The organism is Bacillus sp. 196mf (assembly GCF_003217275.1).
Lineage (GTDB): Bacteria > Bacillota > Bacilli > Bacillales > Bacillaceae_G > Bacillus_A > Bacillus_A thuringiensis_S.
This window is the reverse complement of the sequence record NZ_QJTG01000016.1, coordinates 1-16559: the sequence shown is the minus strand read 5'-3', so window position 1 is coordinate 16559 and position 16559 is coordinate 1. Positions and strand designations below refer to the sequence as shown.

Genomic DNA, 16559 nt, shown 5'->3' with positions numbered 1-16559 from the left:
CTTTTCTTAGTGAATGATTTTACTTCCTTTTGCATTCTCAACAAATTTTTCACTTGATTTGTTAATTGGTGTTTTCAGTAATAACGCAGCAACAATCATAACTACTACGAAAACACTTAACACAAGTAAGTCTCTTATTACGATATCCCAAAGCATTCCGCCAACCGTTTCACGAATTGCACTAATTGCGTATGTGAACGGTAAGAACGGATAAATTGCTTGGAAGAACGCTGGTGTCATTTGGATTGGGAATGTTCCGCCCGATCCTGCTACTTGTAGTACAAGTAAAATGATCGCCATCGATTTCCCAACGTTTCCGAAAATAGAAACGAGTGAGTATACGATACAAACGAAGACTCCACCAATAAATAAACTAAATAACACAAACCAGAACTTATCGACTACGTACGTACCGAGTAAGAATATATCTCCCATCGATACGATAAACGCTTGTGAAAGACCTATCGTTAAGAATGTTAATAAACGTCCGAAGTAAATTTCATGGCTCTTATAATTCGCGCCCTCTTCGTGTACTTCTACTGTTAATAATGAAACCATTAATAATGCGCCTACCCATAATGCAAGCACTGTATAGAATGGTGACATTGCTGAACCGTAGTTCGGCATCGCAAATAATTTATTCTCTTTTAAATTTACTGGATTCGCAAAGTAATCACTTTGCTTTTCAACATCATTTTTCAATAAACGTATGATGTCTTTTAAATCCTCTTCAGATTCAAAATCACGAATTTTATCTGCTAATTCTTTAATCTTTTTCTCAGTAGCTGGCATTTCAGCTTTAATGTCTGCTAATTTCTTTTTACCATCTACTAAGCCTTTTGATGAATCTTCTAGTAATTTTTTAACATCTGGAAGCTTTTTGTCTGCCTCTTTTAAAATTTGAGATGTGTTTTTAGACATCTCTTTTGTGCGAGCAATTGCTGCATTGAAATTTGGAGTGATTTCTGAGTCATATTTAGCTAAAATGTCACCAATTTGACCCGAAACACTTTTAGACACTTGATTAATACTTTCAATAACATCAGCTGCTGGTTTTTGACCTTTATTAATAGCGTCAATTCCTTTATCAGTTAACTCCATTCCTTTTTGCAAACCATCTTTTGCTTTATTTAACTTAGAAATTGTACCATTAAGGTTTTTATCACTATTCACATCAGCTAACACTTTATTTGTACTTTCCAGAACTGGAATCATGTCATTAACTAAATTCCAACTTGCTTTAAACTGCCCATTTAATTCATTTAAGGCTACTTTTGTAGAATCTAAGCCGTTAACACCTTTATTACTTAAATCTTCTTTTGCCTTTTCAAGACTGGTTTTTAGTTTTGCATAATCCGCTACAGCCTGATCATAGTTCTCTCTACCATTGTTTAATATCTCATTAGCCTTATTTATATCTTGATTTAAATTGCCTCTAAGCTGCTGAGCATCTTCTTTTACATTGTCAGCCTTATTTTTCAATTGCTCAGCTGTGCTTACTGCTTTTTCAAAATCTGCTACAAACGTCGCATTATAATCTGCTTCTGCTTGATTTACCAAGTTATTTATTGCATCTAACTTTTTATTAGCAGCATCTCTGACATCTTGTTTCACTTCTTGCCCTGTACCAATAATATTAGCGATATCTTTAACGCCGCCATTTGCATTTTCTATAGCTGATTTAAGATTCGTTAATTTATCTATTCGTTTTTGGAAGAAGTCTTTTCCAGAATCAGTTGGTGCAAATTCCTTAAATTTAGTAAAGACATCAATTAAATATGAAACACTATCTGCACGACCTTGAAGATTTTCAGAAACCTTATTAAGGTCTTGTTTTGCTTTTTCTGGATCAAAATTACCATTTTGCAATCCGTTTATAACGCCTTGTGCATAAGTTGTTCCGACACGTATTGAACTAAAAACATTATTTACAGTTTGATTAATATTTTTAGCAATATTTTTATATCCCTCGCCATTCACTTGCGGTAACTCTGGAAGTGTTGGTATTTGCGGGATGGTTATATTCGGTAAGTCTGGGAACTTGGATGGATCTGGAAGTGCCAGATTGAAATCCAATGATGGATTCTTTAAGAAATCCGTAATTGCCGCGGCACCATCTAAACCTTTTTGCATTACCATTAAATTATTCTTAATAGTTCCCGGAGCGCGATTCAATGTTTCATCATTTCTCGCAAAGAATTTATCTAAATTCCCTAACGCTTCTTGCCCATCATTCATAACACTCTCTACAACTGGCAACTCTTTTTGCGCTACTTTCACAACATCTTCTGCTCGAGTTGCATCATCTAATGCCTTATCCATAAGTGTATTCATTTCTGGGAACTGCGCTTCTAACTTAAATACAAGATCTTTTACTTTTTCGATACTTGGTAAGTTTGTTTCTAAATCGATTCCAAGGTCATTGAAAATTTTAAAAATCTCACCGTTTGCTGTTTTTACAAAGTTTTTACTAATTTCTTCTGTAATACCTGATGCACCTTTTGCTGTAATCTTCGGTGCAATCGCGTTTACTTTTTCATTCACATAGTAATCCAGTTCTGGTTTTTTAGGATTTTCATCCAGAACAGTTGCAATTTTTTCAGAGAAGTCTTTTGGAATCGTAATACTTGCATAATAATCCCCACGCTCAACTCCGTAAATCGCTTGTTTTTCATCTACAAATTTCCAGCCAAGATTTTTGTTTTTCTTAAGGGAGTCTACAATCTCTTTCCCGATATTAATATCTTTCCCTCTTAAATTAGAACCTGCATCTTGGTTAGAAACTGCAATGGGAACCTCTTTTGTATTTCCATACGGATCCCAAGAAGCTTTAATGTTAAACCATGCATATAACGATGGTAAAATCATTAATCCTAAAACAATAACAATTGCAGCCCAATGTTTGGCTACATTCCGTAAATCTGTCTTATAAATACGCCAAATCTGTTTCATAGAAGTTATCACCTAATTATATATTTTTCCTTCTTTAGAAAATGATACATGCATTTTGCAATTATATCACTTTCTACATCGTGTATTAACCAAAAACGTACTATTTTTTCCCATTAACTTTCACTTACTTTATTATATAACGAAGTGAGTCAAAGTATGAATACAAAATGACCAAATCGGTTTTACATTCAATAATAACAAATATATATGAAATGTCATAAAAAATACAAGTATTTTCTCTTGGAAATACTTGTATTCCTAAAAAAAATCCTCACAGCTTTTATTCTCTGTGAGGATTTCTTCTATTATATATCCAATTGAATCTCTACACCGAAATGATCTGAAATTACATTTCTGTTTGTACCATTAAAAATAACTTTTGAAGAATGAACTTTTTTACTTTGGTTACACAATATTAGATCTATTCGCAAATTATGTTTATTTTCATCCCAACCAGCAATCTCGCCTTGGACAGTCGTTCCTTCATCCTTCTCTATTGCTAATTCATATGTGTCATACAACCCTTTTTGCATCATATACTCATAACCTTCGCCTTCCAAGCGAGCATTGTTATTAAAATCCCCCATTAAGAAGGCGAGCTTATTGCTATCTACACGCCCCATCAAACGATTGATTTGACCTTTGAATGACTCTTCTTCATCATTCCACCAACCGAGATGGCAAGAGTAAAACGTTATATCTTTACCATTATAAGCAATTGTTGTACTTACAATTTTACGTGTTTTCCAATACGTTGTATCCTCGTTTTCTGAAATGAAGAACGTATCTTCTTTTATAATATTATGCTTCGTTATAATCGCTAATCCTTCTTCATACACGTCATAACCAATATGAGAGAAATCCCAAGTAATATTGTAATCTTTTACATGTAGTGCTTTTAACTCTTCTAATAGTAAAAGTCCAAAATTATCTTCTTTCTTGTTACCGCATACATTTTCAGCTTGTATGGACTGACTTACTTCTTGCAATGCGATGACATCGTACTCTTCTTCTTGAATTACTTTAGCAAGGTATTTTATCTTTTCTATTTGATTCTCTTCTTGCCAAGAATGACAGTTTAAAGTTAGCAATTTCATATTATTACGCACCTAACATATCTTGAATGTCTGACTTTAATACGTCAGCTTTCGGACCATATACCGCTTGTACACCTTTATCTTTTACAATAAGCCCTAAAGCACCATTTTGTTTCCACTGTGCTTCTGGTGCAACAACATCTAAGTCTTTTACTGTTACACGTAAGCGTGTCATACAAGCATCTACGTCAGCAATATTTTCTTTTCCACCTAATAAATCGATAACTTTTGTTGCTAATGAACCATCTTGTACATTTCCTGTTCCTTCTGATGCCTCATCTTCATTATCAATATAGTTACCTGCACGCCCTGGTGTTGGTAAGTTGAATTTTTTAATTAAGAAATTAAATAGTGTAAAGTTAAGACCGAAGAACACTAATGAAACAATAACAAAGTTGATTAAGTCTCTTGTTAAACCTGCGTTAACCATCATTGGTGTACGAGTAATTAACTCAATAAATCCAAATGCATGAACACGTAAGTTAATTAAATCAGCTAACGCGAATGCAAGTCCTGTTGTAATAGCATATACAACATATAATACTGGAGCAATAAACATGAACATGAATTCAATTGGTTCTGTTACACCTGTTAAGAATACTGCTAATGCTGCTGATAAAAACATTGGTTTATATTTTGCACGCTTTTCTTTATCAACGTTACGGAACATCGCAAATGCAATCCCCATTAACGCTGCTGTTGAGCCGATAACTTGTCCAGCTTTGAAACGAGCTGGTACAACGTTATTTAATAAATCGTTATATGCCTTCGTATCTCCATTTGCCAATAAATTATTTAAATCTGTAATCCATGCAAGCCATAATGGATCTTGTCCTGCTACAACTTGTCCAACTTTTGAACCAGTTAGCATCGTATATGTTCCGCCTAGCTCTGTATAGTTCATCGGAATCGTTAACATATGGTGTAAACCAAATGGTAATAATAAACGCTCTAACGTTCCATATACAAACGGTGCAACAACTGGTGCACTATCTTTTGAAGCTGCAATCCAGCGACCAAATTCATTTAACCCACTTTGGATGAATGGCCATAGAAGTGATAATACAATCGCAGTAACTGTAGACCAAAGAATTACAACGAATGGTACAAATCGTTTTCCATTAAAGAATGCTAATGCCTGTGGCAGTTTATTATAGTTATAATATTTGTTATATAGATTAGCTCCTAAGAAACCTGTGATAATCCCCACGAAAACTCCCATGTTTAATGCTGGTGCACCAAGTACAGAAGTAAAGTAATCTTTTACAAGTAAATCTCCTGCTATTACTGAAGAAACTGTCGCTTTTGAATCCGCTAACATTTGAGCGTTTACGCCAAATATAGCTCCTGTAATTCGGTTTGTTAAGACGAATGCTAATAGCGCTGCAAATGCACCACCTGCACGATCCTTCGCCCAAGATCCCCCAATTGCTACTGCGAATAAGATGTGTAGATTTGTAATGATTGCCCAACCGATGTCTTCCATTACGCGAGCAATTGTATGAACTGCGTTAACATCCCCAGCAGACATACCAATTAACTTACCGATGGAAATCATTAAACCAGCTGCTGGCATTACGGCTACAACAACTAATAACGCTTTCCCGAACTTTTGCCAAAAATCAAAAGACGTAATTTTCATCTGTTCTTCCTCCCCTTTATTTATAACAACATAATGATTTAAATTATAATTTCTGTTCCCTTTATGAAAACGATTCCTTATGTTACTTTATTTTTATCTTTACGCAACCGTTTTCATAAATCTATTTTAATAAAAGCGTTTTCACTTTGCAATAGAAATTTATTTTTTTTCATAAAAAAAGATGCTCAAAGAGCATCCTTTTTTATTATGAAATGCGATAAACCCTTGTTTCATAAGGTTTTAAAGCAATTGTTGTTACTTCTTCATGTTCCGCAACTTCATAGTTATTTAAAAGCAAACGTTTGCGTTCTAGTGCAAATAAATCCTCATTATACACTGCTTCCTCTTTTGAGATATTACTAATTACAATGACTTTTTCATCCTGTAACGTACGTGTATATGCATAAATTTGTGGATCGTCTTCTAAAAGTAAATCGTACGTACCATAGTTCAGTACATCGTGCTCTTTTTTCAGGGCAATCATTTTCTTATAGAAATTGAAAATAGACTTTTCTTCATTTTTTTGCTTTTCAACATTAATTTCTTTGTAATTTGGATTCATGCTAAACCAAGGTGTACTTGTTGTGAAACCAGCATTCATCTCATCATTCCACTGCATAGGTGTACGTGAATTATCGCGGCAAGAAGCCCATATAATCTCCATCATATCTTGATGTGGTACGCCCTCTGCAATTTTCTCGCGATATAAGTTTTTAATTGCTACATCATCGTAATCTTCAATATTTGGTAACTGAACATTTGTCATACCAATTTCTTGTCCTTGATAAATAAACGGTGTACCGTGCATAAAGAAATACATCGCTCCTAGAGCTGTTGCACTTTCACGCCAATATTGTTTATCATCTCCCCATGTTGAAACGATACGTGGTTTATCGTGATTTTCAATATATAAAGCGTTCCATCCTTTATTCTCTAATCCTTTTTGCCATTTCGTTAATACTTTTTTCAATCCTACAACATCAAGGTCTTTCTTCTTCTCTGCATCCCATAAACTTAAATGTTCAAACTGGAATACCATATTGAACTTACCTTGCTCTTCTCCAACCCAAAGCTCAGCATCTTCAATCTTAACGCCATTTGCTTCACCAACAGTCATAATATCGTACTTAGAGAATGTATTTTCTTTTAGCTCTTCTAATAAAGGTTGAATACCTTTCACATTCATATGTTTATCAAAAGATGGCACATATTTTAACTCTTTTGGATTTGGCATATCCTTAAGGCCTTCTTCTTTTTTAATATGACTGATCGCATCAACGCGGAAACCATCAATACCTTTATCAAGCCACCAATTAACCGTATCATATAGTACTTCGCGAACTTCTTTATTCTCCCAGTTCAAATCTGGTTGTTTACGTGAGAATAGATGTAAATAATATTGTTCTGTTTCTTCATCATATTCCCATGCCGAACCATTAAAAATACTTTCCCAGTTGTTTGGCTCCGCACCATCTTTACCATCATGCCAAATATACCAATCACGCTTCGGATTATCTTTAGATGAACGTGATTCAATAAACCATGGATGTTCATCACTCGTATGATTAATAACTAAATCAATAATAAGCTTCATATCACGCTTATGAACTTCATCTAGTAAAGCATCAAAGTCTGCCATTGTACCAAACTCATCCATAATATCTTGATAATCACTAATATCATAACCATTATCATCATTAGGTGACTTATACATTGGACAAATCCAAATTACATCTATACCTAAATCTTTTAAATAATCCAGTTTTGCAATAATACCTTGTAAATCTCCAATACCATCACCATTTGAATCCATAAAGCTTCGTGGATAAATTTGATAAGCAACTGCTTCTTTCCACCATGTCTTATTCATAGTCCTTCTCTCCTTTTGCATCCCATCGGAATTTTATGCAAACGTTTTCGTAACACTATCATAACAAAATATGAACAGTTTGCAACTGTTTTCATTGAACTCTATGTAGATTCTTTATTCTTATGCTTTATTTATTTCTCACAAAGGTAAATCTCATTCTCCACCTCTCCTTGTCCACGCGTATTACAGACATTTTTCATATATTAATAAAAAGCTCTGATTATTTTAGAAAGGAGTAATAAATTGAAGCAAACAAAATTAACAGGTCGTATCGTTGTTCCCACAGATCCTGACTACAATGTAGCCCGAATGAATTTAAATTTAAGTATTCCAAAACTCCCTTGTATTATTGTTTTTTGTCAAAATAGCAAGGATATCTGTAACGCCTTAAAATGGGCACGTGAACGTCATATACCATTTCGGTTAAGAAGTGGACGTCATAGCTATGAAAATTTTTCTCTTTTAAATAGAGGACTTATTATTGATGTGAGTGAAATGCATCGCATTACTGTTAATACAGAGAAATTAACAGCAACAATTGAGGCTGGTGCAAATCTTGGCACTGTTTATAAAGAACTTTGGAATTACGGTGTTACAATTCCTGCTGGTACAAGTGCAAGCGTTGGAGTTGTTGGATTAGCACTTGGCGGTGGTATTGGTATGCTTTCGCGCTTATTTGGATTAACATGTGATCAATTAATGGAAGTGGAAATGGTACAAGCGTGTGGAAAATTTGGTGCAAAACTCATTCGTGCAAATGAACAAGAAAACTCTAACCTTTTTTGGGCATGCCGTGGTGGCGGTGGTGGAAACTTCGGAATTGTCACTTCCTTAACTTTTCGAGTCCACCCGATAAAAAATGTATCAATTTTCTCAATTACATGGGAATGGGAAGACTTTATTGCTGCATTTCAAGCGTGGCAAAACTGGGCACCTTATATAGATGAACGTCTCACTTCATCGATCGAATTATTCGCCAAGCAACGAAATAAAATTGAAGCACAAGGCGAGTTTGTCGGTTCTCCCTCTGAACTCCATTCCCTATTATCCCCTCTTCTTGAAACTGGTAGCCCCTCTCTCTTTATAGAAGAAGTTCCTTATATAAAGGCTGTCGAATTTTTTAATGGCGGTAACATCCCTGAAAATTTCAAGCGCTCTGGTTCCTATGTCTATAAACCTATTCCCCTTAAAGGCATTCAAATCATGCAATACTTTCTTTCTCATGCACCAAATAAAGATGCTAGTATTTGGCATCAATCGCTCATAGGTGCTGTTGAAAATATTTCGCCGAATGAAACGGCTTATTTTCATCGTAAAGCAATTATTGCTCAAGAATACATTACCTCTTGGAAATGCGATGATGAAGAAAATCAAAATATACGCTGGGTTAAAGATTTACGAGAAAGCTTAGATCCTTATACACTAGGTGACTATGTGAACTGGCCCGATATCGACATTAAAAATTGGCAAACTAGTTATTATGGCTCTAACTTTCACAGATTGCGTAAAGTAAAAACCATGTATGATCCTTGTGATGTTTTTCATTTCCAACAAAGTATTCCTCCTTTTCATACGTGAAACAAGGGGATAACATAAAAAATCATCCAATATACCGTTACCTTGCAGTATGTTGGATGATTCAAGTTGATTTTCTATATCGTTTCAAATTATTGCTCCTACTCATAAACTTTTACTTACAGATTAATTGTACTTCGTATCATTTTCATGCAATAAATGTAATTTAATATCTGGTACTTTATCTTTTTCAATACCATTATTATAAGAAACAGGAACTTGAAATTCGAATTGTTTTGTCTCGTGTTTTTGTAAATAGACTGGTTTCGGTACTGGATAGCTTTTTGAATTCTCGTTTGCATTATCATATAAAACAACTTTTAATGCTTGTGAATGATTACGATAATTTTTTAAAGTAACAATGCACTTCGGTTGGATATTATCTCCATTTTTCTCCATACTACACTGGCTATCTTCTTTTTTATATTCTATTGCTTCTACCCCTGTTTTTCCTGCGTAGTACCATGTTTTATTCAATGTCTGGATGATGTTATTTAAAATAAACGGCATCATTACAATCAATATACTAATGCCTACTACTTTTATCTTATTCATTTTTCTAAATGTACTAGACTCCTTTTTTCCTAGCCATTTTAAAAATAATATAAATGCAATTACATGTAGTATGAAAGAAACAATCAATATATTTGAGACTTTATAATTCATATAAACATACGTATGTATCGGAACCTTATAGACATTGAATAGTTTTTCCCCAATTAATTCATTATCATTTGGAATTTTTAATAATAACAAAACCCCTATACTGTAACAAATAGCTACTAATCGATCATACTCAATACGAATCATTCTTTCTCCCCTTCACTTTGTTTTTTATTATCGATTTTAGCTATTATTACCATACTATACAATCTTTTTATAGAGGATAACGTAAAAAAGTTCCTTATAAATATATAAAGAACCTTATTAATATACATTATGAATTAAAAAATTAATATACAATTTTCACATTGAGATTTCTTCAAAATATGTTGGATTGTGTATTGTAATTTTTTTATCTAAAATTGTAACAATGCTATCATTTTTTAATTGTTTTAATACGCTGCTAACTGTCTCTCGAGATGTTCCAGATATTTTGGATATTTCAATTGTTGTAAGTGGACATGAAATTACAATCTTTTCCCCACTCTGTTCTCCTAAATCCTGCATTAAATAATTTAACGTTTGGATAACACGATCTTGTGCATTAGGAATTGTAATATTTTGCACTCGATTTTCATTCAATTTTAATATAGATGATAATTGCTGAACAACGTACATCAATTGCGTTCTGCTGGATTTTACCATATCTTCAAAGATTACCGTTGGAATATAATATACCTCCACATCCGTCATTGCTTCTGCTGTATAGCTATATCCTCTGTCTGTAAACATACCACCATAAGGAAAAATAGAATACCGCTTTACATAGTCATCGTATAATAAGTTCCCATTTTGATTAACCCGCTCTAACTTTACAAAACCATCTAACATGAAGTAAATTCTTTCCCTTGAATCCCCTTCTAAAAATAAAAATTGACCTTTTTTATAAGTTCGCCAATAAACAAACTCTGTTAAGCCTTTCAATTTTTTTTCTGTTAAATGAGCAAATAATTCGAACTGCTTTAAGTCTTTCACTACGTTCCGTCTATTCATAAAATTCCCTCTCTCTTGCTGTATGTTGGAGCGAAAAATCAAGAAAGCGTATTCAATTTGAATTTTATCATAATTAACTTGTATATTCAGATTTCATCATGAAAACTTTATGAACAATGAATACAAAAAATATTAATAAATAAAAAGAATGAAGTTACTAACTCCATTCTTTTTTAATACTAAGTAGCGTACATAATAATTTTAAACACACATGCATACATCCTGTTTTGAAATAATAGTACCAGCTTTTTCTTCTAGTGCTTCATATACTTTTTCTAAAGACGTAATAATTGTTTTTCTTTTTGGATTTGTATTAACAAAATTAATAGCAGCTTCAATTTTTGGAAGCATGCTTCCCGCAGCAAATTGTTGTTCTTCAATATATTCTTCTAATTGATTCACTGTGACATGCTCTAATTTTTTTTGATTCGGTTGATTATAATTTACATACACATGATCAACTGCAGTTAAAATAACGAGCGTATCGGCATCTACTAATTCTGCTAATTTCTGCGCAGCGAAATCTTTATCGATAACCGCTTCAGTTCCTTTTAACCCTTCTTCGGAATCAATTACTGGAATTCCACCCCCGCCAACAGCTATCACTATGTTTCCATCTTCCACCAAAGAATTAATCACTTTATGTTCATGAATACTTACAGGCTTCGGTGATGGAACAACACGTCTCCATCCTCTACCAGCATCTTCTTTAAACACTGCTTTTGTTTCATCCATTAATCTTCTGGCCTCTTCTTCTGTATAAAAAGGACCAATTGGTTTAGTTGGATTTTTAAATGCCTCATCTTTTTTGTCCACAACAACGCGCGTTATAACCGTTGCTACATCTTTTTGTATATTCCGTTTTTTTAATGCCTTTTCAATCGCATTTTCCATCCAATATCCAATCATCCCTTGGCTCATTGCCCCACAAGTATCTAATGGCATTGCAGGTGTCTTTTCCGTTTCTGCAGCTTTTTGCTGTAATAAAATATTCCCCACTTGTGGGCCATTTCCATGCGCAATTACTATATCCACATCATTTTCCATTATTTTCACAAGTTGTTCCGCCGTTTTTTCCAACGCTTCTTGCTGCGCTCCCGCAGTAGCTTCTCCAGACTGTATCGCATTTCCCCCTAGTGCAACTACAATTTTTCTTCGTGCCATATTTCAGCCCTCCAGTTCATTTCGCTTTCACAGCGCTTTATAAAGTAATACTGCCTGTAATTAATCCATAAATAGCAAAGAATGCTAAAGCACCAATTGCTACGGATGATGCTAATTCCACTCGAGTAAATATTTGCTTCGAACTCTTTTGCTTTTGAACATTGTAAAAAATAAAAATACCTGGCGCATATAAAGTCATTGTTAATAATAAATACTCTAAACCAGCTGCATAAACTAGCCACACGCCATAAATACTGGCTATCAAGCCAATTATTATATTTTTATTTCGATCTGCTTCTTCAGACTTTAAGCTATGCTTCAGTTGATAAAACGCTGAAAAAGCATATGGGATTAAAATAGCTGAAGATGCTAAAGAGAATGCAAAGTTATACGCCTGATCAGAAACGACGAATGTTAACAAGAATATTTGAATTAAACCATTTGTTATCCATAATGAATTTACTGGAGCCTTATTTTTATTTTCTTTTGCGAACCATTTTGGAAATACTCCATCTTTAGCCGCTAAATATGGAATTTCAGAAGCGAGCAAAGTCCAACCTAACCAAGCACCTAATACAGAGATGACCAAACCTAAATTTATAAAGATAGCACCCCATTTTCCAACAACACTTTCAAATAAATAAGCCATAGCTGGATTTTTCAAACCAGCAATATCTGCTTGCTGCATAAGTCCAAGAGACAATAATGTGATTAAAATGTAAATGATGAGTGTACCAATTAAGCCAATAACCGTTGCTTTCCCTACATCACTTCTATTTTTTGCTCGACTGGATAAAACAACCGCCCCTTCTACCCCAATAAATACCCATAGAGTTACAAGCATTGTACTTTTAACTTGGCTACCAACTGCTCCCCATGAAAAAGAACCAGTTTGCCCCCAAAATCCATCTAAGAATGTATCAATATGAAACGCGAAGATTCCTATGACAATAAATACAAATACAGGTACTAATTTTGCGATTGTAGTTACTAAATTCACAAGTGCTGCTGATTGAACTCCACGTAAAATTAACATGTGAACACACCACAATAATACGCTTGCACCAATAATGGATTCTACATTTTGACCGCCTTCAAAGATCGGGAAGAAATATCCTAATGAAGAAAATAATAATGTACCGTAAGCTACATTCCCAAGCCAAGCAGATAGCCAGTATCCCCACGCACTATTAAATCCCATAAAATTACCAAATCCTGTTTTTGCATAGCTAAAAATACCACCATCTAAATCTGGCCGTTTTACAGTTAGATTTTGAAAAGATAATCCAAGTGCAATCATCCCAATTCCTGTTATAACCCAGCCAATAATAATGGCTCCAGCACCAGCACCTTTTGCCATATCACTCGCTAAATTAAAGGCTCCACCGCCAATCATAGACCCAACTACAAGAGCCGTTAGTGTAAACAACCCTAATTTCTTATCTTCACCCATTCCACTCACCTCTCTTTAATTGCAATAACAATACAAAAGCAATAGTGAATGATAGTGTCTAAAGGAGGAGAAAGAAGAAAGGAAGACTCCCTTTCTTCTTTACTCCATGTTTCCTAAAGTAGCTGCCATAACCGCTTTAATTGTATGCATTCTATTTTCAGCTTGATCAAATACTTTTGAATGTTTACTGCGGAATACTTCGTCAGTTACCTCCATTTCTTTCAACCCATATTTCTCGTAAACTTCTTCGCCATACATCGTTTCAACATCATGAAATGCAGGTAAACAATGTAAGAAAATCACGTTTTCATTCCCTGTTTCTTTAATCATTTTCATATTTACTTGATAAGGTCTTAATAACTCGACACGTTCAGCAAATTTTTCTTCTTCCCCCATAGACACCCATACATCTGTATAAATTACATCTGCATTCGCAACAGCTTCTTCCACATTACTTGTTATCATTACCTGTTCATTATATTTTTTTGCTAAATCAATTACTTCTTGTGCAGGCCATAAAGATTCTGGTGTGCAAATACGTACATCCATTCCAACGATTGCTCCACCAACTAGTAAGCTATTAGCAACATTATTTCGTCCATCTCCAACGTAAACGAGCTTCACATTTTTCAACTTCCCTACATGTTCTCTAATTGTTAATAAATCTGCTAGTGTTTGTGTTGGATGCCACATGTCTGTTAATCCATTCCAAACTGGCACACCAGAATTTTGTGCTAAAGATTCTACAGTCTCATGATTAAATCCACGAAACTCAATTCCGTCAAACATACGCCCTAACACTTTTGCTGTATCCTCTACGGATTCTTTTTTCCCAAGCTGAATATCACCTTTCCCTAAATATTCAGGATTCGCCCCTAAATCTGTACATGCTACTGTAAATGCACAGCGCGTACGAGTGGAGGTTTTTTCAAATAAGAGCGCTACATTCTTATCTTCTAAATAATGATGCGGGATACCATTTTTCTTTTTCTCTTTTAATTCTGCTGCCAAATCTAGAAAATATAACAATTCTTCTTGTGTAAAATCTTTTTCTGCTAGAAAGCTTCTTCCTTTTAAATTTGGTCTAGTCATTAACATACTTCATCCCTACTTTCTCCGTTATTTATACTAAATATCTTTACGAACAATTGGCATACTCATGCAACGTGGCCCCCCACGACCACGAGATAATTCCGAACTTAGCACTTCAATTACTTCTATACCGTGCTCCCGTAATAACGTATTGGATACATAGTTGCGATCATATGTAACAACTACACCTGGTGCGATTGCTAATGTGTTCGAGCCATCATTCCATTGTTCACGAGCAGAAGCAATTACATCTCCTCCTCCACATGGAATAAGAACTAATTCACTTAAGCCTAATACCTCTTTTAATGCTTCCATTAAAGAAGTACGATGTGTAATTTTAAGAGTTTCCTCATCTGATCCTTTTTCTAAAATATAAATATTCATATTCCCTTTTGGCCCTTGAATGGCTGGATGAATTGTAAACTTGTCATAATCAACCATTGTAAATACTGTATCTAAATGCATAAATGCTCGGCATTTTGGAATTTCTATTGCTAACACTTTCTTAATTTTATTTTGTCGGCTAAAGAGATTTTTAGCTAAACGTTCAATTGCTTTAGCTGAAGTACGAGCAGACACTCCAATCGCAATTGTTTCTTCATTTAAAATTAGCTCGTCGCCACCTTCAATTGGAAATTTATAATCACGATCTAACCAGATTGGTACATTATGTTTTGCAAATCTTGGGTGATATTTAATGATGTACTCCATGAATAATGATTCACGTCTACGCGCTGGTTCTCTCATCTTATTTATCGTTAAGCCATCGCCCACGCTAGCTGCTGGATCACGAGTAAAATATAAATTAGGCATTGGATCTAAGTAAAACGGATAATGATCTTCCATTAATTCATATAAATGTGTCTTCTTACTTGTTTCAATTTCGTTTTTCCGTACACCGCCCATAATTTTTTGAATTAATTCTTCATTTGAAAAGGAAAGTAAATATTCTTTTAAAGTTTGATGTGCAACATTTACGTCAGCCTGTCCTTCTTTTAAAATACGATCAACAAATTCTTCTCGAAGTTTTTTATCTACTAACGCCTCAGCGGCTAGTTTTTCTAAATAAAGAACTTCAACACCCCGATTGCGTAACGTTTGTGCAAAATAATCATGCTCTTTTTGAATAATTGGTAAGTATGGAATATCATCAAATAATAATTGCTGCAAATAATCTGGCGTCAAGTTTTCCACTTCTTTACCCGGTCGTTTTAATAAAACCGTTTGTAATTCCCCAATTTCTGAAGTAACATGTATCGGATGTTTCATTTGTTGTACCTCCTTTTAAATATGTTTGATGTCTTACAAGTACATAATAAATGCTCTGCACTTTCATCTTTGTGAAAGTATCCACATTATCATTGTGAAATATTAAACAAGTTATTTTTTTAAAATCATACGAATTTGTATTTTTATAACAAACTCTCTCGCTTTTTCAATAAAAAACACATATATTACGCATATATGTTGAATATTTAACTTCCGTATTTAAACAAAAATCCTGTTTTTAATTTTATTAAAAACAGGATTTTTGCATCTAAATAATTAAATTTAATCTTTCTTCTATAATCTCCCTATCTGATTTCGACTGTGAAATTATAAGGCATGTATCATTTCCACATATACATCCTATTTTTTCTTTCCAATCTAACTCATCAAATAAAACACCAATAACATGTGCATTACCAGGTAATGTTTTAATAACCATTAATTGATCTACACAATCAGTGAGGTATGAAATTTATATTTCATAAAAGCGCAACAAACCGCTATATTACGCAGTTTTGTACTATATCAAAGATTATAAATGGCAACACTTTTCTGGTTATTTGTGACCAAATCCGTTACCGAAAAAATCGAAATAAAAACTAAAAAATAAAAGAGCACAGCGTGTTAATAAAGTGTCTCACCACTTTATTAACCGTCCGCCTACCATAACTAGGCAAACACTTGCTGTAACTCTTTATGTACCCCATTTTACCGTACATAAGGGTCTCCTAGCAACAGTTTGCTTACATTTGGCATTCTGTTGCTTTTTTGTTTAGACAAAGGAGCCTA

General features: G+C 34.1%; 11 protein-coding genes and 1 pseudogene. 1 reads left to right on the top strand and 11 read right to left on the bottom strand.

The annotated features are described in order from the left end of the window. Nucleotides 1-6: 6 nt before the first annotated feature. The 4 genes from ATL10_RS20160 to ATL10_RS20145 form a co-directional block, all read right to left on the bottom strand. Nucleotides 7-2952, bottom strand: coding sequence for a YhgE/Pip domain-containing protein (locus ATL10_RS20160; RefSeq protein WP_090978211.1), 2946 nt, complete (start codon nt 2950-2952; stop codon nt 7-9). Between the two features lie 305 nt (nt 2953-3257). Beyond that, nucleotides 3258-4049: an endonuclease/exonuclease/phosphatase family protein gene (locus ATL10_RS20155; protein ID WP_097924650.1), complete on the bottom strand. Its 792-nt coding sequence runs from the start codon at nt 4047-4049 to the stop codon at nt 3258-3260. Nucleotides 4050-4053: 4 nt separating this feature from the next. Beyond that, nucleotides 4054-5691 (bottom strand): PTS transporter subunit IIBC, encoded by a 1638-nt coding sequence (locus ATL10_RS20150; protein WP_000705569.1) that lies wholly within the window; start codon nt 5689-5691, stop codon nt 4054-4056. 205 nt (nt 5692-5896) lie between these two features. Next, on the bottom strand, nt 5897-7561 hold the full coding sequence (locus ATL10_RS20145; protein ID WP_001044701.1) for a glycoside hydrolase family 13 protein: 1665 nt from the start codon (nt 7559-7561) through the stop codon (nt 5897-5899). A 243-nt stretch (nt 7562-7804) separates the two neighbouring features. Here ATL10_RS20145 and ATL10_RS20140 point away from each other — a divergent pair, with 243 nt between their 5' ends. After that, a complete protein-coding gene (locus tag ATL10_RS20140; RefSeq protein ID WP_097924652.1) occupies nt 7805-9139 on the top strand; it encodes an FAD-binding oxidoreductase in 1335 nt (444 codons plus the stop codon). Nucleotides 9140-9262: 123 nt separating this feature from the next. On the opposite strand, the gene ATL10_RS20135 is transcribed toward ATL10_RS20140, so the two are convergent. The 7 genes and pseudogenes from ATL10_RS20135 to ATL10_RS20105 form a co-directional block, all read right to left on the bottom strand. After that, nucleotides 9263-9946, bottom strand: a complete 684-nt coding sequence (locus ATL10_RS20135) for a hypothetical protein (protein WP_069354891.1) — start codon at nt 9944-9946, stop codon at nt 9263-9265. A 156-nt stretch (nt 9947-10102) separates the two neighbouring features. Continuing rightward, on the bottom strand, nt 10103-10792 hold the full coding sequence (locus tag ATL10_RS20130; protein WP_097924654.1) for a Crp/Fnr family transcriptional regulator: 690 nt from the start codon (nt 10790-10792) through the stop codon (nt 10103-10105). Between the two features lie 201 nt (nt 10793-10993). Beyond that, entirely contained in the window at nt 10994-11956 is a 963-nt protein-coding gene (arcC, locus tag ATL10_RS20125) for a carbamate kinase (protein WP_110497388.1), read from the bottom strand. A gap of 37 nt (nt 11957-11993) precedes the next feature. Continuing rightward, the gene (arcD, locus tag ATL10_RS20120) at nt 11994-13409 is read right to left on the bottom strand and encodes an arginine-ornithine antiporter (protein ID WP_110497386.1); all 1416 of its coding nucleotides are present in this window, start codon (nt 13407-13409) and stop codon (nt 11994-11996) included. A 99-nt stretch (nt 13410-13508) separates the two neighbouring features. Beyond that, complete coding sequence (gene argF / locus ATL10_RS20115) at nt 13509-14507, bottom strand: ornithine carbamoyltransferase (RefSeq protein ID WP_000930283.1); 999 nt, start codon at nt 14505-14507, stop codon at nt 13509-13511. A gap of 30 nt (nt 14508-14537) precedes the next feature. Next, a complete protein-coding gene (arcA, locus tag ATL10_RS20110; RefSeq protein WP_000682331.1) occupies nt 14538-15770 on the bottom strand; it encodes an arginine deiminase in 1233 nt (410 codons plus the stop codon). 268 nt (nt 15771-16038) lie between these two features. Continuing rightward, nucleotides 16039-16227, bottom strand: a pseudogene (locus tag ATL10_RS20105) (arginine repressor); the annotation flags it as partial. Nucleotides 16228-16559: the final 332 nt, after the last annotated feature.